This window comes from Stenotrophomonas rhizophila (assembly GCF_003651185.1).
In the GTDB taxonomy this organism is placed as follows: Bacteria; Pseudomonadota; Gammaproteobacteria; order Xanthomonadales; family Xanthomonadaceae; genus Stenotrophomonas; species Stenotrophomonas maltophilia_Z.
Map to the genome: position 1 here is coordinate 31,241 of NZ_RCDC01000004.1, position 25,101 is coordinate 56,341.

Here is a 25,101-nt window from a genome sequence, read left to right on the forward strand (position 1 = left end):
GAGATATATCTATTACGCGCGTTGGATCGATGCTCCATCCACAAGAGTTGTCCGCGGCGCAGATCAGCGAGGTGCTGGCCGAGGTGTTCGGTGTGCGTGCCAGCACGGTGCTGCAGCGCGCAGGTGGGGCCGATGCAGGCGCGACGGTGTACCAGGTGGCGGGCCCGGACGGCGCGCGCTGGTGGCTCAAGTGCCGCCGTTATGCCGTGGATCCGGTGGTGTGGGAAGTACTGCACCACCTGCGTGAGCACGTCGGCCTGCGCGAAGTGATCGCACCGCTGCCCACACGCGATGGGGCGGCGGCAGCGAGCTGGGCGGGTTTGCAGTGGACCCTGTTCCCGTATGTCGACGCGTTCTCCGGTTTCGAGGAGGCGCTCTCGCGTGCGCATTGGCAGCGGCTCGGGCGCGTCCTGCGCCAGGTTCACGACGTGCCGCTGCCGGCCGAGCTGTCCGATCGCCTGCGTTGCCCTGGCTTCGACGACGACACCGCCGTGGAGCGGGTGGGCGCGTGGCTGCAGCGGGCCGACGCGCGGATTCCAGTGCGCGATGCACTGGGTGAGGAGTACCTGGCGCTGTGGTGCCGCCACCGCCAGCGTATCGAGGCGATCTGGCAGCGCTGCCGCGAGCTGCGTGCGCGTATCGGTGAGGGGCGCGCCTCCCGCGTGCTGTGCCACGCTGATCTGCACGCGGGCAATGTGCTGGTCGGGCCGGAGGACGGTGTCTATCTGATCGACTGGGACGAGATGGTGCTGGCGCCGCGCGAACGCGATCTGATGTTCGTCGGCGCCGGCATCGGTGGTCGTTGGGGGCGCGAGCAGCCGCCGGGGTTCGCGGAAGGCTACGGGCCGGTCACGGTGGATCCGCTGCGGGTTGCCTACCACCGCCACTGGCGGATCCTGCAGGACCTGCAGGAGTTCCATGATCTGCTGCTCGAGCCCGGCGCCACCGCGCGCCCACCTGCACAGCGACGCCAGGCCCTGCGCTACATGGCCGAGCAGTTCGCGCCCGGCAACGTGGCCGATTGTGCGACCCGTGCCTGGCAGGCCGCGCAGGGCTGAGGCTGCAGCCCAGCGAATGTTCGTACGCGGGCTGCCGCGGATCTGACCGCACCCGTCGCGTGCTGACCGAGCCGACCTTCTATCGCTCCCGCGCATCACCCCATGCGCGGGTCTATTCCCCCGGCTTGGCGGCCGCCGTGACTGCCTGCGACTTCGCCCGGCGTGCCAGTACCGCTTCGCGGTGGGCGATGTAGGCATTCGCGCCGAGGATGATGCCGGCGCCGATCACGGTCCAGCGGTCCAGCGTTTCGTTGAACAGCAGCCAGCCCAGCAGGCTCACCAGCGGCAGCTGCATGAAGCTGATCGGGGTCAGCGCGGAGACCTCGCCCAGGCGCAGCGCACGGGTCCACAGCAGCTGGCCCAGCGTACCGAGTACGCCGGTCGCGACCAGCCAGACCCACGCCAGGCCGGTCGGCCAGACCCACACGAACAGCGCGGGCACCAGTGACAGCGGCACCCAGAAGACATAGGTGTAGAACACCACCGTATCGGCGCTGTCCACGCGGGTGAGCTGCTTGATCTGGATCGCCACCAGCGAGCTCAGGACCGCGGCGCCCACGGCCACCAGGGTGCCGGGGGTGAAGGTGGTCGAGCCCGGGCGCACGATGATCAGCACGCCGATGAAGCCGATGATCACCGCCGCCCAGCGGCGCATGCGCACGGTCTCCCCCAGCCACAGCACCGCGGCGATGGTGACGAACAGCGGCGTGGAGTAGGAGAGCGAGATCGCCTGGGAGATCGGCAGGTGCCCGATCGCCCAGAACGCACACAGCATCGAGGCCAGCCCGATCGCACTGCGCAGGAAGTAGCGCGGCAGCTGCTGGGTCTTCAGCGGTGCGCTGCCCGGGCGGATCAGCATCGGCAGCAGCGCCAGCAGGCCGAAGGCGTTGCGGAAGAACGCCACTTCCTGGGTCGGCACGTACCGGGTGGCGTAGCGGATCGCAATCGCCATCAGGCCGAAGGCCAAGGTACTGCCGAGCATCAGCATGGCGGCCCGCAGCGGCGTGGCCACCGGTAACGCGGGGGCGGGGTTCACCACTGTGCGCCGATCAGCCTGGGCTCCGGTTCGATCGGCACGCCGAACTTCTCCACGACCGAGGCGGAGATCCGCCGCGCCAGTGCGAGCAGTTCTTCACCGGTGGCCTGGCCATGGTTGACCAGCACCAGTGCGTGGCTCGGCGCCACGCCGGCATCGCCATCGCGGTAGCCCTTCCAGCCGCAGCTCTCGATCATCCAGGCGGCGGAAATCTTGCGGCGGCTGTCGTCGTCGGCCGGGAACACCGGCAGCTCGGGGAAGTGCTGCAGCAGCACCTCTACCTGTTCCAACGGCAGGATCGGGTTCTTGAAGAAGCTGCCCGCATTGCCGAGCACCTCCGGATCAGGCAGCTTGCGACGGCGGATGTTGATCACCGCATTGGCCACATCGGCGGCCACCGGCAGCTCCACACCCATCGCCTCCATCTCCTCGGCGATCCCGGCATAGCCCAGGCGCAGGCCATGCAGCAACGGCAGACGCAGTTCGATCGCGGTGATCAGGTAACGGTCCGGGTCGTGCTTGAAGATGCTGTCGCGGTAGGCGAACTGGCAGCCTTCCGCATCGAAGCGCACCCAGTCGTTTTCGTGTCGGTCCCAGGCATCCACGGCCTGGATGAACTCGCCGACCTGCGCGCCATAGGCGCCGATGTTCTGGATCGGCGAGGCGCCGGCGGTGCCCGGGATCAACGCCAGGTTCTCCAGCCCGGACAGCCCGTTCTGCAACGACCACATCACCAGCCCATGCCAGTTCACGCCGGCACCGGCGCGCACGATGGTGTGGTCGGCGCGGTGCTCCAGAATCTCGATGCCGCGGTTGGCGAACACCAGTACGGTGCCTTCCACGTTGTCGGCGATCAATACATTGCTGCCGCTGCCCAGCACCAGCAGCGGTTGTTCGGCGACGCGCGGGAGGGCAAGTACCTCCGGCAGCACGGAAGGATCGAACACCTCCAGCAGCTGCGCAGCGGTGGCGTCGACGTGGAACGTGTTGAGCGCCTTCAGCGAGGCGTTTTCAGTGATGGCCCAGGCAGTCATGGCGTCGTTCACAGCGGTGCCACCGCGCCGCGGCTGGGCGCCTCTCTGCGGCGGCGGATCGCTTCCACGCACTCGTGCACCAGTTCCGGACCACGGAAGATCAGGCCGCTGTAGCATTGCACCAGCGCGGCGCCGGCCGCCATTTTGGCGACCGCATCCGCGCCGGATTGAATACCGCCGACGCCAATGAGCGGCATCGACTCGGGCAGGCGCGCACGCAGGCGGCGCAGCACCAGGGTGGACTGGCCCAGCAACGGCGCGCCGGACAAGCCGCCGGCTTCATTAGCACGCGGGTCACCGGCCACCGCACTGCGGTCGATGGTGGTGTTGGTGGCGATCACGCCGTCCACCTTGAGCTCACCGAGCACGCGCGCTGCGGCGTCGATATCGCGGTCGCTCAGGTCCGGGGCCACCTTGACCAGCATCGGCACGCGCTTGCCGTGCTTGGCGGCCAGGCTTTCCTGGCTCTCGCGCAGCTGCGAAATCAGCTGGCGCAGCGCGGTCTCTTCCTGCAGCTCGCGCAGGCCGGCGGTGTTCGGCGAGGAGATGTTGACGGTGATGTAGTCGGCCAGCGGATACACCTTCTGCAGGCAGTGCTGGTAATCGTCGAACGCCTGTTCGTTCGGGGTGTCCTTGTTCTTGCCGATGTTGATGCCGAGCAGGCCAGTGCGGCGCTTGGCGCGCTCGACATTGCGGACCAGCGCATCCACGCCCAGGTTGTTGAAGCCCATGCGGTTGATGATGGCCTGGTGCTCCGGCAGCCGGAACAGGCGCGGCTTCGGGTTGCCCGCCTGCGGGCGCGGGGTGATCGTGCCGATCTCCACGAAGCCGAAGCCCAGGGCCAGCAGCGCATCGATGTGCTCGCCGTTCTTGTCCAGGCCGGCGGCCAGGCCCACCGGATTCGGGAAACTCACTCCGAACGCGTTGGTCGGCAGCGGGTCGATGCGGCGGCCCATCAGCGGCGTGGTGCCGGTGCGATAGGCCAGGTCCAGCGCGCTCAGGCCAAGGCCGTGGGCGCGTTCTGCATCAAGGGCGAACAGGAAGGGGCGGGCAAACGAGTACATGGCGTTCAATCAGTCCAGCGTGCCGACAAAGGCACGGGTTTGGTATTCAAAAGCGATCTGGCCGTCCACCGCATGGGCGTCGAACAGCTGTTGCAGCGCGGCCAGCATCGGCGCGTGGCGCGGGTGACCGGCCTGCGGTGCATACGAGGAGGACAGCAGGCGGCCACGCAGGCCATCCAGATCCATGCGCTGCACGTTCGGCAGCCGGGCCATGCCGCGCAGGCCCTCGCCGAACCATGCGCGCATGGTGTCATCGTCCTGGTAGCGCTCGGCCACCTCGGTGTAGTCGGTGCCGAACTCGAGCAGCAATTGCTCATAGCCGATCAGGAACGGGGAGGCATCGAGCAGGCGCGAATTCCAGAACACCAGCGCCATGCCTTCGGGCTGCAGGATGCGCGCCCATTCGCGGCGCACTGCAGTGGTATCGAACCAGTGGAAGGCCTGCGCTGCGGCGACCAGACCCACGCTGTTGTCGGCCAGGCCGGTCGCTTCGGCGGTGCCGTCGGCCACCTTCAGGCGCAGATAATCCGGCGCCAGCAGTTGCTCGGCGGCGTCGCGCATCGCCGCATTCGGCTCCACTGCGATGACCGGGTGGCCAGCGGCCAGGAACAGCCGGGTGGAAATGCCGGTGCCGGCGCCGATATCGGCGACCAGGGTCTCGGTGGGAACACCGATGTCCTGGTGCAGCCAGTCCAGCAACGCCGGAGGATAGTCGGGACGGTAGCGGACGTAGTCGGCAACCCGACTGCTGAAGCGTTCGGTCGAATCCGAGCGGCTCATGTGCACCTCACGATTGGGTAGCGGCAAACCAGGCCAGTCCGCCGAAGAACAACAGCACCACCACCAGCGCGAGCAGGCTGCCGATCACGATGATCCAGCCCAGGATCAGGCCGGCCAAGGCCATGCCGTCGCCTTCCAGCTCCAGCGGGCGGCGCCGGATCTCGGCGCGGGCCAGGTGCCCGGTGATGATCGCCGCGATGCTGCCGATGAAGGGCAGGGCGGTCCAGCCGAGGATGCCCATGATCAGGCTGACCACGGCCATGGCACTGGTTTGTCGGGGCGGGAGGCTCATGCAGGTCCTGGTCGCGGTGGGGTGGTTCGATGATAGGGCCAGCGGCGGGTTTATCCCATCAGGACCTGGCCACCATCCACATTCAAGGTATGCCCGGTGATCCAGCCCGCCAGCGGCGAGCACAGGAACAGCGCGGCGTTGGCGATGGCCGCTGGCTCGCCGAAGCGGCCAAACGGGATCTTCGCCAGGGTGTTTCGATACAGCTCCGGGTCCTGCTCGCGCCGACGCGCCCACAGCCCATCCTCGAACTCGATCGAGCCGGGGGCGATGGCGTTCACGCGGATCCGCTGTGGCGCCAGGGCCAGGGCCTGCGAAGTGGTGTAGTGCATCAGCGCGGCCTTGGCCGCCGCATACGGCGCGCCACCCGGGCGCGGCTGCTGGGCAGCGATCGAGGCCAGGTTGAGAATGCAGGCATCACTGGACTGCTGCAGCCAGGGCAGGGCCAGCCGCGAGGCACGCACGGCCGCCATCAGGTCGACGTTCAAGCTGGCTTCCCAGCCCGCCTCATCGTCGGTCATGCCGTAGCCGGTCGCGTTGTTGACCAGCACGTCGACGCCGCCCAAGGCCTGAGCGGCATCGGCCAGCCAGCGGCCGATGTCGCCCAGCTGGGAGAGGTCGGCCGTGGCCGTATGCACGGCCAGGCCGAGCGCGCCGGCATCCGCACGCAGCGCGGCCAGACCGGCCTCACCGCGTGCGCAGACCGAGACGCGGGCGCCTGCCGAAGCAAACGCCAGCGCCATCGCGCGCCCGATGCCCCTGCTGCCACCGGCAATCAGCACCCGGCGCCCGGTGAACTCCAGGCGTGGGCCGGCGGGCAGGTGGGGCGCGGGGTCCATCACAGGTCGAACTTGATGCCCTGGGCCAGCGGCAGCGAATCGGAGTAGTTGATGGTGTTGGTCTGGCGGCGCATATAGACCTTCCAGGCATCCGAGCCGGACTCACGGCCACCGCCGGTGTCTTTCTCGCCACCGAACGCACCGCCGATCTCCGCACCGGAGGTGCCGATGTTGACGTTGGCGATGCCGCAATCCGAACCAGCTGCCGACAGGAAGCGCTCGGCGGTCTTCAGGTTGGTGGTGAAGATCGAGGACGACAGGCCCTGCGGCACGCCGTTCTGCATGTCGATCGCTTCGTCCAGCGTGCTGTACTTCATCACGTACAGGATCGGGGCGAAGGTCTCGTGCTGGACGACCTCATCGCTGTTCTTGAGGCCGGTCACGATGGCCGGCAGCACGAAGTTGCCGGCGCGGTCGAGGCGGGTGCCACCGGTCTGCACGGTGCCGCCGCTGGCCTTGGCCTTCTCGATCGAGGCCAGGAACTGCTGCACGGCGCCGTCGCTGTTGAGCGGGCCCATCAGGTTGGCCGGGTCGGTCGGATCGCCGATCTTGCCTTCCACCTGCTTGTACGCCTTGATCAGCGTGGCCAGCACGTCGTCATGGATGGATTCGTGCACGATCAGGCGGCGCGTGGTGGTGCAGCGCTGGCCGGCGGTACCGACGGCGCCGAACACGATGCCCGGGATCGCCAGCTTCAGATCAGCGGTTTCATCCAGGATGATGGCGTTGTTGCCACCCAGCTCCAGCAGGCAGCGGCCCAGGCGATGCGCAACCTTCTCGGCGACCTGACGGCCGACCTGGGTCGAACCGGTGAAGCTGATCAGCGGCACGCGCTTGTCGGCCACCATCTTCTGCGACAGCTCGGTGCCGGCATCGTTGATCAGGAAGAACAGGTCCGGGAACCCACCGTCACGCAGCGCTTCATTGCAGATGCGCATGGAGGCGATCGCGGTCAGCGGCGTCTTGTTGGACGGCTTCCACAGGCAGATGTCGCCGCAGATCGTGGCCAGGAACGAATTCCATGCCCACACCGCGACCGGGAAGTTGAACGCACTGATGATGCCGACCAGGCCGAGCGGCTGGTACTGCTCGTACATGCGGTGGCCCGGGCGCTCGGAATGCATCGTGTAGCCATAGAGCATGCGGCTCTGGCCCACGGCGAAATCGGCGATGTCGATCATCTCCTGCACTTCGCCATCGCCCTCGGGCTTGCTCTTGCCCATCTCCAGCGCGACCAGCGAGCCCAGGGCATCCTTGTTGGCGCGCAGGGCTTCGCCACACAGGCGCACGGCTTCGCCACGGCGCGGGGCCGGGGTGGTGCGCCAGACCTTGAAGGACTCCTGGGCGCGGGCCACGATGGTTTCGTAGTCGGCGTCGGTGGTCGCGTAGACCTCGGCGATGGCTTCGCCGGTGGTCGGGTTCACCGGGGTGATCACACCGGCATCGGTGGCCGAGGACCACTCGCCGTTGCCAAGGTAGGTGCCAGCGTTGGTCGCGTCGAGGCCGAGGGCCTTGAGCAGGTCAGAGGACATGCAAACTCCTGTTGCGTTGCGTTTGTAAGGCGCTGGCCGCTGGCAGGGTGGGGGGCGGCAAGCTGAACCACGAATGGTAACAGAGGGGCGCAATGCCTCATCTGGCGGTGCAGCGCAAGGATCGGCAGACGCCCATGGCGGCAGGAACCCGCGCGGCCGGCGATGGCGCCAAAGCATCCGATGCTGGTGACCCCGGCCCGATTCGAACGGGCGACCTTCCCCTTAGGAGGGGGACGCTCTATCCAGCTGAGCTACGGGGCCAAAACGGCCTGCAAGGATACAGGCAAACAGGCCCCCCTGCAGCCGGGCGTGCATCCACACGCGTGTTGCCCGCTCAGACGAGGCGGGCGTTGGGGGTTCTCATCCTCCGGTGGCCGCAAGCGGTCTGCGCCAGCGGAGGGTACGCCGGCTACGGTGCTTTTGGGCGCTCGTAATCCTGGGGTCTGGCAGTGTGTTCCGCCTCCGGCATGTCCTTGTCCTTCCAGCGGGCGTCATCGTTCCTCAGCGTGTCCGGCGTGTGGCTTTTCTGCTGGTCATCTTCTTTGGTAGCCGGTGCTCGCGGTGCAGTGGTCATGACATCTCCTCGTTGATCAGCGATCCAGCGTCTGTTTGCCGGCCGTACCGTGCTGGCCGAAGTCTGGCTGGGTAATGCCGTCGTCCTCGCGCACGCCGTCCGGCTCACCTTCACCGGCTTTGCCTCCCTTGCCGTGGCCGTGCTGGTTGTAGCCCTCGTTCTCGATCTTCAGGTGCTCCGCATCCGGATCTTTCGCGTCCTTGTCGTCCTCAGGCGGCTTGGCCGCCACGAACGGAGAGATCGGGTCACTGGCCGGGAAGGTCTCTTCCAGCGCTTCGTCGTGGTTCTCCGAGGTGCGCTTCTTGTCGACCGTGCCTTCGGCCGGTGGGCAGGTGTGCGTGGCGTGGGCGTCTTCGGTGGAGGCGGGCGGGGTCTTGTCGTGCTGCATGGCGTGTCTCCTGCGCGAACGGGTAGGGCGGTGATGCCTCGACGCTAGCCCTGGCGCTTTTACGAAGCGGCAGGGATCCCGTGAAGGGCGGGTGCTCCCACCGGCTTCACTTCGGACTTCCTATCGTCCAGACCTCGCCACACAGAGGCTGCCGCGATGCATGAGATGTTCGAGCTGGGAATGGAATGGTGGGAGTTCGTGGTCCGCGCGGTTGCGGTATATGTGGTGGTCCTGCTGCTGACCCGTATGAGCGGCAAGCGCTCGATGGGGCAGTCCACGCCGTTCGACATCCTGGTGATCGTGCTGCTGGGCACGGCGGTGCAGAACTCGCTGATCGGTGAGGACACTTCGCTGCCCGGCGGGCTCATCCTGGCCGCGACGCTGATCGGTCTGAACTGGTTCGTCGGCTTTCTGGGTGCGCGCAGCAAGCGCCTCAACGAGATCGTGGAGGGCGTGCCGGTGGTGCTGGCGCGGCACGGTACGATCTACTGGGAGCAGGTGAAGCGCTGCAATGTCAGCCCGGCGGATCTGGAAGTGGCGATGCGCGCCAACGGCTGCGAGGGCTTCGGGCAGGTGGAGCTGGCGGTGCTGGAAACCTCCGGCGAGATCACGGTGCACAAGCGCCGCGCCGAAGGCGATGACTGAGCGGGAGCGTTCGCCGGTCACTCTCGCCCTCGCTGGATGTTGACGGTGTACCGCGTAGCGTCGTGCGCAGTCCCACAACAGGAACACGCGCGATGCACATGCCACTGGACAGTGAAACGACGGCCCGATGCGATGAGGTGATCGCCCAGGTGCCGGACCCGACCCCGGAACCCGTGCCGCCCGCGCCGCCAGTGGAAGAACCGGGCCGTGGTGATCCGCCTGCGCAGGAGCCGCCGCAGGAGATCCCACCGGAGGGCGACCCGGCACCTGCATCGCCGCCGCAGGAACTGCCGCCGGATCCGGAGGCGCCTTCGGCGCCCTCGGTGGAGTAGGCGAACCACGCATGAGGCGCTGGCCGCGCCCGCAGAATGAATGATTCAGTCCTCATGCCCTGCGGAGCGCATGCGCTCCAGCCTCTGCAGTGCGACGCGTTCACCCGGATAGACACGCCGCACACGTTGCGGTCACGACGCTGCCACGCCGTACCACGTACCACAGAGGTACTTGGACACGGAGTTTGCTATGCGCGCACTGACTTACCACGGCAGCAAGGATGTACGGGTCGATACCGTGCCCGATCCCGCACTCGCTGCCCCGGACGACATCATCCTGCGCGTCACCGCCACGGCGATCTGCGGCTCGGACCTGCATCTGTACCGCGGCAAGATCCCGGATCTGCACACCGGTGACGTGCTCGGCCATGAGTTCATGGGCGTGGTGGAGGAGGTGGGCGCTGGCGTGATGGATCTGCGCCCGGGCGACCGCGTGGTGATTCCGTTCGTGATTGCGTGCGGCGAATGCTTCCACTGTCGCCTGGCCGAGTTTGCTGCCTGCGAGACCACCAATACCGGCAAGGGCGCCGCCGTGAACCAGAAGGGCATCCGCCCGCCGGCGGCGCTGTTCGGGTACAGCCATCTCTATGGCGGTGTATCGGGTGGGCAAGCGGAGTTCGTGCGTGTGCCGAAGGCCAATGTGGGGCCGTTGCGCATTCCCGATGCGCTCGCCGATGAGCAGGTGCTGTTCCTCTCCGACATCCTGCCGACCGGCTACCAGGCGGCGATCAACGCAGGGGTGAAGCCGGGCTCCACGGTGGCGATCTTCGGTGCCGGCCCGGTCGGGCTGATGAGTGCGGCATGTTGCCGCCTGCTGGGCGCGGAGACCATCTTCATGGTCGACCATCTGCCGTATCGCCTGGCCTTCGCGCAGCAGACCTACGGCGTGACCCCGATCGATTTCACCCAGGTGGAGGATCCGGCGGAATACATCATCACCCAGACCAACGGCCGCGGCGTGGATGCCACGATCGAAGCGGTCGGCTTCGAGGCGGAGGGCAGTGCGCTGGAATCGGCGCTGACCACGCTCAAAGTGGAAGGCAGCAGCGGCGTGGCGATCCGCCAGTGCATCGCCGCGACCCGTCGCGGCGGCACGGTGAGCATCCCGGGTGTGTATGCCGGTTTCATCCACGGCTTCCTGCTCGGCGATGCATTCGACAAGGGCCTCACCTTCAAGATGGGCCAGACCCATGTGCAGAAGCTGATGCCGGAGCTGCTCGACCACATCGGCGAAGGCCGGCTGGATCCGGGCGTGATCGTGACGCACCGGCTGTCGCTGGAAGACGCGGTGCGTGGCTATGAGATCTTCGACCGCAAAGAGGAGGATTGCCGCAAGGTGATCCTGACGCCCTGACATGAATGCCGTGGCTTCTCTTGTACCGCCGGCGGCACCGCAGCCGGTGACCGATGGCGATGACCTGCAGGCGCAGGCGCGTGCGTGGATCGAACACCAACCCTCGTTGTCGCGCCCCGGCAGTGGGGACACGTTGCTGCGCTGGCAGGCGTTGGCGCATATCGCCGCGCGCGATCTCTGCCTGGCCAAGGTGCTGGAAGCGCATTACGACGCGCAGGCGATCCTGGAAGAACTCGGCGCCTCGATGCCGGACCGCGATCGGCTGGGCGCCGTATGGGCGGCCGAAGGGCCGGCGGCGACCCTGCGCTTTGATCGGGCCACCGGCACGCTGTCCGGTGACAAGCCATGGTGCTCTGGTGCAGGCAGGGTTGACCATGCCCTGGTGACGGTGCGCGATGATGGGCGCTCGCGGCTGTTCCTGGTGCCGGTGCGCCGCGCCAGCGTGAGTTTCCTGCCACAGACGTGGCAGGCCACGGGCATGGGGCGGGTGCCGAGCGGGACAGCCCGTTTCGACCAGGTGCCGGCCGTCGAGGTTGGCGCGGCGGACGCCTATCTGCAGCGTCCGGGGTTCTGGCACGGCGGCGCAGGTATTGCCGCCTGCTGGTTTGGTGGCGCCAGTGCCTTGGCCGAGCCGCTGCTGCACAACGCGCGGGCCGATGAGCCGGGCACGGTGGCCGGCCTGCTGGGTGAGATCGACCTGGCGCTGTCGCCGTGCGCCTCACTGCTGCGCGAGCTGGCCGCGCTGATCGATGCGCAGCCCGAGCTGCCTCACCAGAAGGAAATCGTGCGGGCACGCAGCGCGGTGGAAAGGGCTGCCACCCTGACCCTGGATCGGGTGGGCAGGGCGTTGGGGCCTGGTCCGATGTGCATGGACCCGGCGCACGCCCGGCGCTGGGCCGACCTGACGGTGTTCATCCGGCAGAGCCATGCCGACCGCGACTGGCAGCATCTTGGCAACCTGATGCACCGCGAGGGCCGCACGTGGACGCTGTGAATCGTCAGATCGAAGGCGGCGGCGTGACCGAAGCGCAGTGGGCGGCATCGCCGTGGTTGCAGGCGCTGCCCCTGGCGTCCCTTGCGGCGCTGTTCGGCGATGCGCGGCGGCTGGTGGTGGTGTCGCCGCATCCGGACGATGAAGTGTTGGCATGCGGCGGCCTGATGGCGCTTGCGCACCACGCCGGCTTGGCCATCACGGTAATCTCGGTGACGGACGGCGAAGCCTGCTATCCCGATCAACCTGCGTGGTCGCCCGAGCGGCTGCGCGTGGCCCGTGCCGCTGAGCTGGACGACGCGCTGCGCTGCCTGGGCTTGGCGAGTGCAGCGCGGATCGCCTGGCACATCGGCGATGGCGCGGTGACGGCCAGCGAGGCATGGATCGGCGAGCAGCTGGCGGCCCTGCTGCAGCCGGATGATCTGGTGTTGGCACCGTGGCGCTTGGATGGGCATCCGGACCATGAAGCGGTCGCGCGTGCCTGCGTGCAGGCCTGCACCGCGCGCGGCGCCGCGTTGAAGGAATACCCGGTGTGGGGCTGGCATTGGCTGGACCCGCAGGCGGCACCGACGGCCTGGGCGCCCGCCACGCGCTATGCGCTGGAGGACGACCTGCTGGGCTGCAAGCGCGATGCCATCCAGCAATTCGTGACCCAGACCGGCGCGGTGCCGGGGCTCGAGTGCGAGCCCATCCTGCCTGCCGCTGTGCTGCAGCGGTTTGAACGGAACTACGAGGTATTGATTGGATGAGCGATGTCGCCTACTTCAACGCGCTGTACGAGAACGAGGATCCCTTCCAGTACCGCACCCGCTGGTACGAACAGCGCAAGCGCGCGCTCACCCTTGCAAGCCTGCCGCGCGAGCGCTTTGGCCGTGGCTGGGAGCTGGGCTGCTCCAACGGGGTGCTGACCGCGGCCTTGGCCGAGCGCTGCGATCACCTGCTCGCCACCGATCTGAGCGAAGGCGCTGTCGCCGCGGCGCAGGCGATGACCCGGCGCCACGCGCACGTTTCCATCGAGCAGGCGCGTCATCCTCAGGACTGGCCAGCAGGCACGTTCGATCTGATCGTGCTCGGTGAAATGGGCTACTACCTCTCACAAGACGACATGCGTCAGGTGGCGGCGCAGGTGGTTCAATCGCTCACGCCGCAGGGCGTGGTGATTGCCTGCCATTGGCGCGTGCCGTTCGAGCAGGCGCGTTGCAGCGCCGCGTTCGTGCACGCGCAGTTTGATGACAGCCTGCCCCGCCTGTTCTCGTATCGTGACGAGGACATGCTGCTGGAAGGCTGGTCGGCCGAGACCACCTCGGTGGCCGAACACGAGGGCCTGCGATGATTGCCGTGACCGTTCCCGCGCACAACGAGGAACAATTGATCGCGGCCTGCCTGCAGTCGCTGCAGGTGGCCGCGTTGCATCCCGCGCTGCGTGGCGAGCCGGTGGTGATCGTGGTCGCCCTTGATCGCTGCAGTGACGCGACCGAGTGGATCTGCCAGCGCATGGGGGTGGAGGTGGTGACTGTGGAGGCGGGCTGTGTTGGCGTCGCGCGCGCGGCGGCGAGTGAGCGCGCGTTGGCACTGGGGGCTCGCTGGATCGGCTGCACCGACGCGGACAGCGCGGTGCCGCCGGACTGGCTGGCGCGCCAGCTGCAATGCGGTGCGAATGCCTTCTGTGGCGTGGTGGCGGTGGGCGATTGGCTGGACTACCCGCAGGCCGTGCGCGAGCAGTTCCTGCAGCGCGAGCATGCGGTGGATGGGCACCCGCACGTACACGGCGCGAACATGGGCTTCAGCGCGTTGGCCTATCGGCAATCCGGCGGCTTCGCGCCGCTGGCAACCGGTGAGGACGTTGCGCTGATCCAGGCCATGTACGGCGCTGGCATGCAGGTGGCGCGGCTGGCCAGCCCCCGGGTGATCACCAGCGCACGCCGGTACGCGCGTGCACCGCACGGTTTCAGTGACTTCCTGCGCCGCCTGGAACAGCGCGTTGGTTTGGCGGCCGATGAGGTGGTGAGCGACGTGCCGCCGCTGTCACTGCTGGCGCGCTGATGGCCCCCATCGATCTGCTCGGCTGGGCGGCGACCGCCGTGCTGATCGCCACGCTGTGGCGGCAGATCTGGAAGCAGTGGACCGCCGAGGATGCGCAGGCGGTATCGACGTGGTTGTTCGTTGGCCAGATCACTGCCTCGGTATTGTTCATTGCGTACAGCGCGGCGACCGGATCGATCGTTTTCGTGGTGACCAATTCGCTGATTCTGCTCACGGCGATCGCCGGGCAATGGCTGTCCTGGATCAAGCGCAGACGGGCGGGGAAGTAACACGTATTTCGCGCCTCGACGACGCGCCGTGCACATCTGCCGCGCAGTGCGTTGAGCTCGCTGAACACTCGCATTTCAGTGTCACGCCGACTTCATGGCCAATGCGGAAAAGTCGACTCACCCCGACAACAACACACGGGCCAAACCGGACCAACAGGAGTACATCGCAGTGAATACCGAATCGAAGACCGCGCATAACTTGAACGACCTGATCGAAATCGCCCGCGATGGCCAGGAGTTCTACACCGAGGCCGCAGGCAAGGTCGAAGATGCCGAGTTGGCGGCGCTCTTCACCCGTATCGCCGGTGTCAAGAATGAGATCGTCCGCTCGCTAAGCGCCACCGTTGTCGCCGCTGGCGGCAAGCCGGCCGACCATGGCACCTTCGTCGGTTCCATGCAGCAGTTCTACGGCAAGGTGCGCGCCACCCTGGGCGACAAGCAGTACGGCTACGTGGCCGAGCTGGAAGAATCCGAGGATCGCCTGCTGAAGGCGTTCAAGGACACCCTGACCGACGCCGACACCTCGCCGGCCGCGCGCCAGGAAGTCCAGCGTCTGCTGCCGCAGGTGCAGGAGTGCCATGCCGTCATGCGCGACCGCAAGCACGCCATGAAGCACTGAGTTCCAGTCGCTTCCTGAAGCGGTATCCAGACAGCCCCGGCACTGCCGGGGCTGTCTGTTTGTGTCCGGCAGGCGCGGTGGCGGCCAAGGTCCAGACGGCGCCGAACGGTAGTGGGGGAATTGGTGCATACTCGGGACAAAGAGCCGCTTGGATTTGTCATGGAACACATGCGTTGGCTGACGCTTCGTCTCAGCAACAATCAATCCATCGGCCCGAAGGTGCTGATGGACCTGTGGGCCAACGCGTGCGAGACCAATCAGTCCTCGGTGACCCGCGAAACGCTGCCCGGGAAATCGACCTCCTACGCCCTGCACGCGCCGACCTCGCTGGCCTACCCCAAGCGCGCGGAGCTGCGCATGCGCAAGCTGCTGGAAGAGGCTGGATACACGTTCACGCTCGGCTCGCTGGCCGACCGCCCGGCACCGCAGCCGGTGCGCTTCCGCTGACGCCGTTCACCGGCGGCGCATTCATTCATTCTTGAACCAGGGCGCCGCAACCGCGCGTTCAGTCGACGCGGTCGGCGGCCACGCTGCGGACCATGATCCGGACGGGCATGCCGGCGGCATGCTGCAGTGATTCCAGCGGGGCCCAGCCCAGCCGACGATACAGGCCGCCATCATCGGCTTCGGTCTGCAGGTAGAGATCGCGTACGCCAAGCGCGCGACCGCGCACCAGCAATTCTTCGATGACTTTCTCGGCCAGGCCTCGCCCGCGGTGCGCCGGATGGACATAGACGCCGCCCAGCCAGTGCAATCGTTCGGGCCGCTCGGTCCGCTCATGGAACTTGAGCTGCGCTGCGGCGACCGGCACCGCGTCATCCAGCGCGATCAGCAGCAGGGGCAACTCGTCGTTCTGCAGGAACACTTCCAGCCGCTGCTGCTGATCGAGCAGGGTCAGGTCCGGCACGTGGCGTCCCCATTGCTGGAAGTACCACTCGGCCAGGATGGGCAGCAGGTCGGGGCGGTCACTGAGGGGAACGATGGTGCAGGCCACGGTGAACGCTCCATGTTGGACGGGTCGGCTGCCATGGTACGCGGATGCGCGGGCGTTTCGCCGCCGCTTGCAGCGGCCTTCACCGTGCGCGCAGACTATCGCCATGCACGCCAGCGCCTGCCATCTGCGGTGTTACGGAACGTCCAGCGATGTGGACCGGCATGACTTTGCGCAATGGGTGCTGCCGCTGCGCGGCGATCTGGATGTCGAGGTCGATGCGTTTGGCGGCCGCCTGGATGTGCTGCAGGGAGCCTTCGTGGCGCCCGGGGAGGGACATGCGCAGACCGGCGATGGCGATCATCTGATGTTGATCGTCGATTGCCCGGCGGGGGTGATCGATGACCACACCCTGGAGCACCTGCGCCGCCAGCGTTGGCTGGCACTGCCGAAGGGAGTGCGCCAGCGCCTGGCCGGTGCGCCCGCACACGGCAGTGAGGGTCTGCTCGCGACCCTGCTGCAGCAGTACGCGCCCGCTGGCAGCGCGGCACGCCTGCATGCCCTGTGCACCCGGCTCTCGGCCAACCCCGGCGCGGACTGGAACGTAGCCCGAATGGCCGCGCTGGTGGGCATCAGCGGCAGCCGCCTGCACGCGGCCTTCGTACAGGAATTCGGGGTGCCTCCCCAAGCGTGGCTGAGTGCCTGCCGGTTACGCTGGGCCAAGCATCGGCTGCTCACCAGCACCGACAGCATCGCCACGATCGCGCTTGATGCCGGCTATTCCGAGCACAGTGCGCTGACCCGTGCCCTGCGCCGGGAGACCGGGCTGACCCCGCAGGCCTTCCGGCGGCAGTAGCCTCGGTCAAGACGTCGCGGTGCGCGGCTTCTACACTGCGCGGCCAATGCATACCGCGTGAGCTGCAATGAAACGATCGATGGGAGTGGGCATCGCCAACGGCATTGCCGCCGGCGCGCTGTGGGGCGTGGTGTTCCTGGCCCCGGCGGTGCTGCACAGCTTCAACGCGGTACAGCTCTCGGCCGGCCGTTATCTGGTCTACGGCCTGATTGCCGTCGTTCTGCTCGCGCCGCGCTGGCGGCAGCTCAAGGACCGGCTGGCGTGGCCCGAGTGGCGTGGTCTGCTGTGGCTGAGCCTGGCCGGCAACCTGGTCTACTTCCTGCTGCTGGCCAATGCCGTGCAGTGGGCCGGTGGTGCGGCCGCCTCGCTGATCGTGGGATTGATGCCGGTGGTGGTGACCCTGGCTGGCGTGCGCGAGGAAGGCGCCGTCCCGCTGCGACGCCTGGCTCCGGCGCTGCTGTTGTGCCTGCTCGGCGTGGCGCTGGTGGGCTATGAAGCTTTGATGGCCGAGCATGCGCAGGGCTCGGCCGGGCGCCGGTTGCTGGGGCTGCTGTGCGCGGTCGGGGCGTTGTTGTCCTGGGCGGTGTATTCGATCGGCAACAGCCGCTGGCTGGCGCGCCGGCCGGATCTGTCCGGGCATGACTGGTCGCTGCTGACCGGCATCACCACCGGCGGGCTTGCCCTGGTACTGGTGCCCAGTGCGTTCCTGACCAGCGCGACGGTGCATCCGCCGGGCGAGTGGCTGAACTTCTGGCTGATCAGCGCGGGCGTGGCGGTGGTCGCCTCGGTGCTCGGCAATGCCTGCTGGAACCGCGCCAGCCGCCACCTGCCACTGACCCTCACCGGGCAGATGATCGTCTTCGAGACCCTGTTCGCCCTGCTGTACGGCTTTGCCTGGCAGCAGCGCTGGCCGACGCCGATGGAAACGGTCGCCATCGTCTGCCTGGTCTCGGGCGTGCTGATGTGCGCGCACGCGCATCGCCCACCGGCGGCGGTGGCGGAGCATGTGGGATAGGGAAGGCCTTGCCGCGGCTGGATGGTCACAATCGCAACTTGTTGGCCGACGATGGCAGCGGTTTACGTGCCACCATCTTTTGCAGCGCAGCACTTGACAAGCAGGGCGGCGGCGTAGTTTTCTTGATCCATGGTCATCACCGCCGCCCACGCCTTCCTGCTCGTTCCCGCCTCCGCGGGCGCCCTGGCCGTGTCGACCGGTACCACCATCATTACCGCCGCCACCACTCGCCCGGTGCGGCCCGTCGTCTTCGCGTAATTTCCGAAAACCACGGCCCCGCACCCAGATCAGGTGGCGGGGGAAACTCTCAAACCTGATGTGACGCGGGGCCTCCCATCGAGGTCAGCATGTCTTCTGTCGCCGCTTCCGCTCCACCTTCCGCCCAGCCCGCCGCTTCCGTCGCCGCGCGGGCCGGCGTGACCACCGTGGTCCACAAGTTCGGCGGCACCTCGGTGGCCGATGCCGAGCGCTATCGCCATGTGGCGCAGCTGCTGCTGGCGCGTGAGGAGACGATGCAGGTCACCGTGGTCTCGGCGATGAAGGGCGTGACCGATGCGCTGATCGGGGTGGCCACGTTGGCCGCAGAAGACGCCTCGGCCTGGCGCGAACAGTGGCACGCCTTGCGGGCACGCCACCGCGGTGCCGCCGTTGCCTTGCTCGGCGAGCACGCCGGGGCGACGGTGGAATGGCTGGACCAGCGCTTCGATCAGTTGGCCGAGGTGCTGGGTGCGCTGGCAGTGATCGGCGGCCTGCCCACCGAAGTGCTGGATCGCGTGCAGGGCATGGGCGAGGTGTACTCGGCCCAGTTGCTGGGCAAGTACCTGCAGACGCTGGGCGAAGACTGCGCGGTGCTGGACGCGCGCGATGTGCTGGTGATCGAGCGCGGTGAACTGGGCGTGGACGTGGACTGGGTGCGCAGCGCCGAGCGCCTGGCCCAGTGGCGCCTGCAGCATCCGCAATCGCGCATCGTGGCCACCGGCTTTGTCGCCCGTGATCGCCAGGACCGCATCACCACGCTGGGCCGCAACGGCAGCGACTACTCCGGTGCGATCTTCGCCGCCTTGTTCAATGCCGACGAGCTGCACATCTGGACCGACGTGGACGGCGTGCTCTCGGCCGATCCGCGGGTGGTGCCCGAGGCGGTCCAGCTGGAAGCGCTGAGCTACGACGAAGCCTGCGAGTTGGCCTATTTCGGCGCCAAAGTGGTGCACCCGAAGACGATGTCGCCGGCGATCGAGCGCGGCCTGCCGATCATCATCCGCAACACCTTCCACCCGGACCATCCGGGCACGCGCATCACCGCCGAGCGCACCGTCTCCGGTCCGATCAAGGGCCTGACCCTGAGCCCGGACCTGGCCGTGATCAACCTGGAAGGCACCGGCCTGATCGGCGTGCCCGGCACGGCCGAGCGGGTGTTCGCGGCGCTGCGCAATGCGCATGTGTCGGTGGTGATGATCTCGCAGGGCTCGTCCGAGCACTCGATCTGCTGCGTGGTGAAGCAGGCCGAGGCCGTGCGGGCGCGTGAATCGCTGCTGCAGGCGTTCGCGCATGAGTTGAGCCTGGGCCAGGTGCAGCGTGTGCAGTTGACCGACAACGTGAGCGTGCTGGCCGCCGTGGGCGATGGCATGGCCGGCCAGCCCGGCGTGGCCGCGCGCCTGTTCGAGTCGCTGGGCCGCGCGCAGGTGAACATTCTGGCGATCGCGCAGGGCTCGTCGGAGCGCAACATCTCGGTGGCGGTGGACAGCCGCCATGCGACCAAGGCCCTGCGCGCGGCACATGCCGGATTCTGGCTGTCGCCGCAGACGTTCTCGGTCGGCGTGATCGGCCCCGGCAATGTGGGCGCGGCGCTGCTGGATCAGCTGCAGGCGGCCCAGGTGCAGTTGCTCGGCCGCGCCAATGTGGATCTGCGCCTGCGTGCGGTCGCCTCGCGCAGCCGCATGGTCCTGGACGAGCGCGGCTTGAAAGGTGACTGGCGCGCGGCGCTGTCCGGCCCGGCGCAACCGAGTGATCTGGAGGCGTTCACGGAGCATCTGCTCTCCGCGCATCTGCCGCATGCGCTGATCATCGATTGCAGTGGCAGCGCCGACGTGGCCGACCGCTATGCCGGCTGGCTGGCCGCGGGCATCCATGTGGTCACCCCGAACAAACAGGCCGGTGCCGGCCCGCTGGAGCGCTATCACGCGATCCGCGAGGCAGCGGCTGGCAGTGGCGCGCGCTTCCGCTACGAAGCCACGGTCGGCGCGGGCCTGCCGGTGATCACCACGCTGCGCGACCTGGTCGATACCGGCGATGAGGTGCTGGCGATCGACGGCATCTTCTCCGGCACGCTGGCGTGGCTGTTCAACAAGTACGACGGCCAGGTGCCGTTCTCCGAACTGGTCAGCCAGGCGCGTGGCATGGGCTATACCGAGCCGGACCCGCGCGATGATCTCTCCGGCGTGGATGTCGCGCGCAAGCTGGTGATCCTGGCGCGTGAGGCAGGCCGTGAGCTCAGCCTGGCGCAGGTGCGCGTGGAAAGCCTGGTACCCGAAGCATTGCGCCAGGCCAGCGTGGACGACTTCATCGCCGGCCTGCCGCAGATCGATGCGGTGTTCGCCGAGCGCCTGGCGGCCGCCCGCGCGGACGGTGCCGTGCTGCGCTATGTGGCGCGCCTGACGCCGGACGGTGCCGAAGTGGGCCTGGTCGCGCTGCCGGCCGGCCATGCCTTCGCCAACCTGCGCCTGACCGACAACGTCATGCAGTTCACCACGCGCCGCTACTGCGACAATCCGCTGGTGGTGCAGGGCCCGGGCGCCGGGCCGGAGGTGACCGCCGCCGGCGTGTTCGCCGATGTGCTGCGCGTGGCGGTGGGTGAAGGAGCACGTCTGTGACTGAGGGCAGCATGACGGAAGCACGTGCGTTTGCGCCGGCCTCGGTCGGCAACGTGGGGGTCGGGTTCGACATCCTTGGCCACGCCATTGAGGGCGTTGGCGATACCGTGACGGTGCGGCGAATCGGGGAACCGGTGGTCCGCATCCACGCGATCCGCGGTACCACGGTGGATCTGCCACGGGTGGCCGAGGACAACACCGCCGGCGCCGCGTTGATCGCGCTGCGTGCCGCGCTGGATCTGCCGTTCGGCTTCGAGGTGGAGATCGACAAGGGCATCGCGCTGGGCTCGGGCATGGGCGGTTCGGCCGCGTCGTGCGTGGCGGCGCTGGTCGCGGCCAATGCGCTGTTGCCGCAGCCCTTGTCGCGCGAGGCGCTGTATCCGTTCGCGTTGACCGGTGAGGCCGTGGCCAGCGGGGGCCGGCATGGCGACAACCTCGGGCCGATGCTGCTGGGCGGGCTGGTACTGAGCACGGCGGACCGGCTGGTGCCGGTGCCGGTCCCGGCGGCGTGGCACAGCCTGCTGGTGCACCCGGATGCCGTGCTGGAGACCCGCCGCGCGCGCGCCGCGCTGCAGGGGCATTACGCGTTGGGCGAGTTCGTCGCGCAGAGCGCGAATCTGGCACTGGTGCTCAGTGGCTGCTTCACCGGCGATGCCTCGCTGATCCGTGCCGGACTGCGTGATGTGCTGGTCGAGCCGCGCCGTGCCGGTCTGATCACCGGGTTTGCCGCCGCGCGCGACGCGGCGCTGGCGGGCGGGGCGATGGGCGCCAGTATTTCCGGCGCAGGGCCGAGCGTGTTTGCCTGGTTCGAGCAGCGTAACGCTGCCCTTGCTGCGCAGGCGGCCGTGCAACAGGCATTTGCCGAGTCCGGCTTCGACAGCCAGGCCTGGGTGTCGCCCTTGAATGCGCCCGCCGCGCGCCTGCTGTGACGCGTCCACTCTTTCTACTCTGGGATGTCCGATGAAGTTCGTTTCCACGCGTCACGCTGCACCCGCCGCTTCACTCAGCCACGCGCTCGCCGCTGGCCTCGCCCCGGACGGTGGTCTGTATGTCCCCGAACACCGCCCGCGCCTGCAGCACTGGTCAGCGCAGGGGTCCTTCGCACAGACCGCTGCGGCGCTGCTGGCGCCGTATTTCCATGACGATGCCCTGGAGAAAGCGCTGCCCGAACTGTGCGAGCAGGCCTTCGATTTCGATGCGCCACTGCGCCCCTTGGCGACCGCCGATGACCATGTACTGGAGTTGTTCCATGGCCCCACGGCCGCCTTCAAGGATTTCGGTGCGCGCTTTCTCGCGGCGTGTCTTGCGCGCCTGCAGCAGGGGCGCGAGCGTCCGCTGACGATCGTGGTCGCGACCTCCGGCGACACCGGCGCCGCCGTCGCCGCGGCCTTCCATCGGCAGCCGGGAATCCGGGTGGTGGTGCTGTACCCGGATGGCCGTGTCTCGCCGCGCCAGGCGCATCAGCTGGGGTGCTTCGGCGACAACATCCACACGCTGCGCGTCGCCGGATCGTTCGACGATTGCCAGGCGATGGTGAAACAGGCGCTGGGCGATCGCGAGCTGCAGGACGCGGTGCCGTTGAGCTCGGCCAACAGCATCAGCCTGGGCCGCTGGCTCCCGCAGATGAGCTATTACGCCCACGCTGCCCTGGTCCATCAGGCGCAGACCGGCCACGTGCTCAACCTGGTGATTCCGACCGGCAACCTGGGCAATGCGATGGCAGCGATCCTGGCGCGGGCGATGGGCCTGCCGCTGGGGCAGATCGCGCTGGCGACCAATGCCAATGATGTGTTGCCGCGCTACTTCCACGGCGAGGCCTACCAGGCACAGACCAGCGTGGCGACGATCGCCAATGCCATGGACGTGGGGGCCCCGAGCAATTTCGAGCGACTGCGGTGGCTGTACAACGACGACGATGCAGCACTGCGCGCTGCGTTCAGCGCGGAAGCGATCGACGATGCGGCGATCCGCGAGCTGATCCGTCGGCGACATGACCTGTATGGCGAGGTGTTCTGCCCGCATACGGCGACGGCGGTGGCGCGCCTGGAGCATCTGCGGGCCGCGGGCGCACAGGGCCACTGGGCGGTGGCGGCGACCGCACACCCGGCCAAGTTCGAATCGGTGGTGGAGCCATTGATCGGGCGGGCGCTGGACGTGCCGCCGGCCCTGGCCGCGCTGCTGGAGCGGCCCGCGCAGGCCGAAGCCTGCGCACCGGCGTATGGGGCGCTGCGTGAGGTGCTGTTGCGCGGGTGAGGCGGGGTCAGTACGACTCGTCGGCCGAGAGCTTCTGCAGGCCGGCTTCGTCCAGGATCTCGACGGTGTTCAGATGGGGCAGGGCGATCAGGCCCTGCTGGCGCAGCTTGGTGAAGGTGCGGCTGACGGTTTCCATGGTCAGGCCGAGATGGTCGGCGATGTCGCCACGGCCCATCGGCAGGGTCACGCGCAGCCCCGGCTCACCGAGCAGCGCTTCCCGCGCGGCCAGGCGCAGCAGGAAATCGGCGACCTTCTCGGCCGGCTGCAGCCGGCCCAGCGCCATCGCGGCATCCTGCGCGGCATCCAGCTCCTGGCAGGCGCGCTGCAGCAGCTTGCGCTCCAGATGCGGGAAGCGCGAGCGCAGGTCCTTCATCTGCGGCAGGGCCACGCGGCAGACCCGGCTGTCGGCGATGGCCTCGATGTCATAACGGTGGTGATCGCTGCCGCTCAACCCGAGAAAATCGCCGGGCAGCACGAAGCCGCTGATCTGGCGGCGGCCATCGGCCAGCGTGCGGACCAGGCGCAGCGCACCGGCGGTAATCGTATAGACATGTTGGCGCGGCTCACCGGCACGGGCCAGGGTGGAGCCCAGCGGCAGTGCCTGGGACACGGTGACCCGCTCCAGCGCCTGCACTTCATCCGGCGACAGCGCCGAGCAGACCGCCAGGTGCCGTACCGAGCAATGCAGACAGTCGCGCAGCGGCGAACAACCGGGGGCGGCGGGGTCTTCAACAGCGGAAAGCGCGGTACCGGAGTGGGGCCGGGTCATGTCAGGTCAGCAAGCGGGACCTGCCTATGATACGTCATGCCGTCATTGGCCCGGCCCCGACGCCCGGATGCGGCTCGTTGCGCCGGCTGCGGCTAGAATATGCCGCTCGCTCATCCCCCCGTTTCCGCAGGAGTCCCGCAAGTGATCAAGCCCCGTACGCCGCCCGGCATCATGGAATTGCTGCCGCGTGAGCAGATCGCGTTCCAGCGCATGCTGGACGTCATCCGCCGCAACTACGAGCGGTTCGGGTTCCTGCCGGTGGAAACCCCGGTGTTCGAGCTGTCCGATGTGCTGCTGACCAAATCCGGTGGCGAGACCGAGCGCCAGGTGTATTTCGTGCAGTCCACCGGCGCGCTGGCCAATGCCGCCGAAGCCGAAGAGAAAGCGCTGCCCGAGCTGGCCCTGCGCTTCGATCTGACCGTGCCGCTGGCGCGCTACGTCGCTGAGCACGAACACGACCTGACCTTCCCGTTCCGCCGTTACCAGATGCAGCGCGTGTACCGCGGTGAGCGTGCCCAGCGGGGCCGTTTCCGCGAGTTCTACCAGTGCGACATCGATGTGATCGGCAAGGACGCGCTGAGCACCCGCTATGACGCCGAAGTGCTGGCGGTCATCCACGCGGTGTTCGCCGAGCTGCGCATCGGTGATTTCTCGGTGCAGCTCAACAACCGCAAGCTGATGCGCGGGTTCTTCGAAAGCCTGGGCGTGGCCGATGGCGAACGCCAGCTGGCCGTGCTGCGCGAAGTGGACAAGCTGGACAAGCGCGGCGCCGATTACGTGCGCGAGACGCTGGGGGGCGAGGGCTTTGCGATTCCGGCCGAGCAGGTCGAGCGCATCCTGGCCTTCGTGGCGGTGCGGTCGAGCAGCCATGCCGATGCGCTGGCGCAGCTGGATGCGCTGCTGGCCGACGGCGCCGCCAGCGAGACGCTGAAGCTGGGCGTGGCCGAGCTGCGCGAAGTGCTGCAGCTGGTCAAGGCGCTGGGCGTGCCCGAAACCGCGTACTGCCTGAACTTCTCGATCGCGCGCGGCCTGGATTACTACACCGGCACCGTCTACGAGACCACGCTGACCGACCACCCGCAGATCGGCTCGATCTGCTCTGGTGGCCGTTACGAAGACCTGGCCAGCCACTACAGCAAGTCCAAGCTGCCGGGCGTGGGCATCTCCATCGGCCTGACCCGCCTGTTCTGGCAGCTGCGCGAAGCCGGCCTGATCGCCGGTATCGAGGACAGCAGCGTGCATGCGCTGGTGGCCCTGATGGATGACAACGGCCTGCCCGAGTCGCTGGATATCGCCCGTCGCCTGCGCGTGGGCGGCATCAACGCCGAAGTGCAGATGGAGCCGAAGAAGATCGGCAAGCAGTTCCAGTACGCGGCCAAGGCCGGCATCCGTTTCGTCGTGCTGGCCGGTGAAGATGAGCTGGCCCGTGGCGTGGTGGCGGTCAAGGATCTGCTGCGCGAGCAGCAGTTCGAGGTCGCCCGCGACGAGCTGGCCAGCGCGCTGCAGGTCGAGCTGGAGCAGGCCAAGGCCATGGCATGAAGCGGCTTGGGGCAGGGGCGC

29 protein-coding genes and 1 tRNA gene are annotated in these 25,101 nt (G+C 67.9%); 18 read left to right on the forward strand and 12 right to left on the reverse strand.

What is annotated here, in order from left to right:
* The first annotated feature begins 29 nt into the window (after positions 1-29).
* Complete coding sequence (locus BCL79_RS00190; RefSeq protein ID WP_121036621.1) at positions 30-1,058, forward strand: phosphotransferase enzyme family protein; 1,029 nt, start codon at positions 30-32, stop codon at positions 1,056-1,058.
* A gap of 112 nt (positions 1,059-1,170) precedes the next feature.
* On the opposite strand, the gene BCL79_RS00195 is transcribed toward BCL79_RS00190, so the two are convergent.
* From BCL79_RS00195 to BCL79_RS00235, 10 genes are all read right to left on the reverse strand, one after another.
* Complete coding sequence (locus BCL79_RS00195) at positions 1,171-2,046, reverse strand: DMT family transporter (RefSeq protein ID WP_183073731.1); 876 nt, start codon at positions 2,044-2,046, stop codon at positions 1,171-1,173.
* 44 nt (positions 2,047-2,090) lie between these two features.
* Positions 2,091-3,140, reverse strand: coding sequence for a UDP-N-acetylmuramate dehydrogenase (gene murB / locus BCL79_RS00200; protein WP_183073612.1), 1,050 nt, complete (start codon positions 3,138-3,140; stop codon positions 2,091-2,093).
* Positions 3,137-4,192 (reverse strand): quinone-dependent dihydroorotate dehydrogenase, encoded by a 1,056-nt coding sequence (locus BCL79_RS00205; protein ID WP_121036622.1) that lies wholly within the window; start codon positions 4,190-4,192, stop codon positions 3,137-3,139. Before BCL79_RS00205 ends, murB begins: the two co-directional genes overlap by 4 nt.
* Before the next feature lie 9 nt (positions 4,193-4,201).
* Positions 4,202-4,972, reverse strand: a complete 771-nt coding sequence (locus BCL79_RS00210) for a class I SAM-dependent methyltransferase (RefSeq protein WP_121036623.1) — start codon at positions 4,970-4,972, stop codon at positions 4,202-4,204.
* Between the two features lie 7 nt (positions 4,973-4,979).
* Complete coding sequence (locus tag BCL79_RS00215; protein WP_121036624.1) at positions 4,980-5,264, reverse strand: DUF4190 domain-containing protein; 285 nt, start codon at positions 5,262-5,264, stop codon at positions 4,980-4,982.
* 50 nt (positions 5,265-5,314) lie between these two features.
* The gene (locus BCL79_RS00220) at positions 5,315-6,100 is read right to left on the reverse strand and encodes an SDR family NAD(P)-dependent oxidoreductase (RefSeq protein WP_121036625.1); all 786 of its coding nucleotides are present in this window, start codon (positions 6,098-6,100) and stop codon (positions 5,315-5,317) included.
* The gene (amaB, locus tag BCL79_RS00225) at positions 6,100-7,632 is read right to left on the reverse strand and encodes an L-piperidine-6-carboxylate dehydrogenase (protein ID WP_121036626.1); all 1,533 of its coding nucleotides are present in this window, start codon (positions 7,630-7,632) and stop codon (positions 6,100-6,102) included. The genes BCL79_RS00220 and amaB overlap by 1 nt, the downstream gene beginning before the upstream one ends.
* A 184-nt stretch (positions 7,633-7,816) precedes the next feature.
* Positions 7,817-7,893: transfer RNA gene (locus BCL79_RS00230), tRNA-Arg, on the reverse strand.
* 148 nt (positions 7,894-8,041) lie between these two features.
* On the reverse strand, positions 8,042-8,206 hold the full coding sequence (locus BCL79_RS20185; RefSeq protein WP_183073613.1) for a hypothetical protein: 165 nt from the start codon (positions 8,204-8,206) through the stop codon (positions 8,042-8,044).
* 16 nt (positions 8,207-8,222) lie between these two features.
* Positions 8,223-8,594 carry a hypothetical protein gene (locus BCL79_RS00235; RefSeq protein WP_121036627.1) on the reverse strand — a complete coding sequence of 124 codons (372 nt, stop codon included), beginning with the start codon at positions 8,592-8,594 and terminating at the stop codon, positions 8,223-8,225.
* Between the two features lie 156 nt (positions 8,595-8,750).
* On the opposite strand from BCL79_RS00235, the gene BCL79_RS00240 reads away from it, so the two are divergent.
* The 10 genes from BCL79_RS00240 to BCL79_RS00285 all read left to right on the forward strand — a co-directional run bounded on the left by BCL79_RS00240 (position 8,751) and on the right by BCL79_RS00285 (position 15,294).
* The gene (locus BCL79_RS00240) at positions 8,751-9,239 is read left to right on the forward strand and encodes a DUF421 domain-containing protein (RefSeq protein ID WP_121036628.1); all 489 of its coding nucleotides are present in this window, start codon (positions 8,751-8,753) and stop codon (positions 9,237-9,239) included.
* 92 nt (positions 9,240-9,331) lie between these two features.
* Positions 9,332-9,571: a hypothetical protein gene (locus BCL79_RS00245; protein ID WP_121036629.1), complete on the forward strand. Its 240-nt coding sequence runs from the start codon at positions 9,332-9,334 to the stop codon at positions 9,569-9,571.
* A 190-nt stretch (positions 9,572-9,761) separates the two neighbouring features.
* Positions 9,762-10,925: a zinc-dependent alcohol dehydrogenase gene (locus tag BCL79_RS00250; protein ID WP_019183026.1), complete on the forward strand. Its 1,164-nt coding sequence runs from the start codon at positions 9,762-9,764 to the stop codon at positions 10,923-10,925.
* Between the two features lies 1 nt (position 10,926).
* On the forward strand, positions 10,927-11,919 hold the full coding sequence (locus BCL79_RS00255; protein ID WP_121036630.1) for an acyl-CoA dehydrogenase: 993 nt from the start codon (positions 10,927-10,929) through the stop codon (positions 11,917-11,919).
* Positions 11,916-12,665, forward strand: a complete 750-nt coding sequence (locus BCL79_RS00260; RefSeq protein WP_121036631.1) for a PIG-L deacetylase family protein — start codon at positions 11,916-11,918, stop codon at positions 12,663-12,665. The genes BCL79_RS00255 and BCL79_RS00260 overlap by 4 nt, the downstream gene beginning before the upstream one ends.
* Entirely contained in the window at positions 12,662-13,249 is a 588-nt protein-coding gene (locus BCL79_RS00265) for a class I SAM-dependent DNA methyltransferase (RefSeq protein ID WP_121036632.1), read from the forward strand. The genes BCL79_RS00260 and BCL79_RS00265 overlap by 4 nt, the downstream gene beginning before the upstream one ends.
* Positions 13,246-13,959, forward strand: a complete 714-nt coding sequence (locus BCL79_RS00270; RefSeq protein WP_121036633.1) for a glycosyltransferase — start codon at positions 13,246-13,248, stop codon at positions 13,957-13,959. Before BCL79_RS00265 ends, BCL79_RS00270 begins: the two co-directional genes overlap by 4 nt.
* Positions 13,959-14,228: a PQ-loop domain-containing transporter gene (locus BCL79_RS00275; protein ID WP_121036634.1), complete on the forward strand. Its 270-nt coding sequence runs from the start codon at positions 13,959-13,961 to the stop codon at positions 14,226-14,228. Before BCL79_RS00270 ends, BCL79_RS00275 begins: the two co-directional genes overlap by 1 nt.
* Positions 14,229-14,397: 169 nt before the next feature.
* Positions 14,398-14,847: a PA2169 family four-helix-bundle protein gene (locus BCL79_RS00280; RefSeq protein ID WP_019183020.1), complete on the forward strand. Its 450-nt coding sequence runs from the start codon at positions 14,398-14,400 to the stop codon at positions 14,845-14,847.
* Positions 14,848-15,006: 159 nt separating this feature from the next.
* Entirely contained in the window at positions 15,007-15,294 is a 288-nt protein-coding gene (locus BCL79_RS00285; protein ID WP_046272599.1) for a hypothetical protein, read from the forward strand.
* A gap of 58 nt (positions 15,295-15,352) precedes the next feature.
* Here BCL79_RS00285 and BCL79_RS00290 read toward each other — a convergent pair whose 3' ends face one another.
* Positions 15,353-15,841, reverse strand: a complete 489-nt coding sequence (locus tag BCL79_RS00290; protein WP_121036635.1) for a GNAT family N-acetyltransferase — start codon at positions 15,839-15,841, stop codon at positions 15,353-15,355.
* Positions 15,842-15,944: 103 nt separating this feature from the next.
* On the opposite strand from BCL79_RS00290, the gene BCL79_RS00295 reads away from it, so the two are divergent.
* From BCL79_RS00295 to thrC, 6 genes are all read left to right on the forward strand, one after another.
* Positions 15,945-16,634, forward strand: a complete 690-nt coding sequence (locus BCL79_RS00295; RefSeq protein WP_121036636.1) for a helix-turn-helix domain-containing protein — start codon at positions 15,945-15,947, stop codon at positions 16,632-16,634.
* Between the two features lie 67 nt (positions 16,635-16,701).
* Positions 16,702-17,649, forward strand: coding sequence for a DMT family transporter (locus tag BCL79_RS00300; RefSeq protein WP_121036637.1), 948 nt, complete (start codon positions 16,702-16,704; stop codon positions 17,647-17,649).
* A gap of 129 nt (positions 17,650-17,778) precedes the next feature.
* Positions 17,779-17,907 (forward strand): hypothetical protein, encoded by a 129-nt coding sequence (locus BCL79_RS20415; RefSeq protein WP_259462064.1) that lies wholly within the window; start codon positions 17,779-17,781, stop codon positions 17,905-17,907.
* Between the two features lie 89 nt (positions 17,908-17,996).
* Positions 17,997-20,519 (forward strand): bifunctional aspartate kinase/homoserine dehydrogenase I, encoded by a 2,523-nt coding sequence (gene thrA, locus BCL79_RS00305; protein ID WP_183073614.1) that lies wholly within the window; start codon positions 17,997-17,999, stop codon positions 20,517-20,519.
* An 11-nt stretch (positions 20,520-20,530) separates the two neighbouring features.
* Entirely contained in the window at positions 20,531-21,448 is a 918-nt protein-coding gene (locus BCL79_RS00310) for a homoserine kinase (protein ID WP_121041028.1), read from the forward strand.
* 31 nt (positions 21,449-21,479) lie between these two features.
* Positions 21,480-22,772: a threonine synthase gene (gene thrC / locus BCL79_RS00315; protein WP_121036639.1), complete on the forward strand. Its 1,293-nt coding sequence runs from the start codon at positions 21,480-21,482 to the stop codon at positions 22,770-22,772.
* Between the two features lie 7 nt (positions 22,773-22,779).
* On the opposite strand, the gene BCL79_RS00320 is transcribed toward thrC, so the two are convergent.
* On the reverse strand, positions 22,780-23,541 hold the full coding sequence (locus BCL79_RS00320) for a Crp/Fnr family transcriptional regulator (protein WP_019183011.1): 762 nt from the start codon (positions 23,539-23,541) through the stop codon (positions 22,780-22,782).
* 141 nt (positions 23,542-23,682) lie between these two features.
* On the opposite strand from BCL79_RS00320, the gene hisS reads away from it, so the two are divergent.
* A complete protein-coding gene (gene hisS / locus BCL79_RS00325; RefSeq protein WP_121036640.1) occupies positions 23,683-25,080 on the forward strand; it encodes a histidine--tRNA ligase in 1,398 nt (465 codons plus the stop codon).
* Positions 25,081-25,101: the final 21 nt, after the last annotated feature.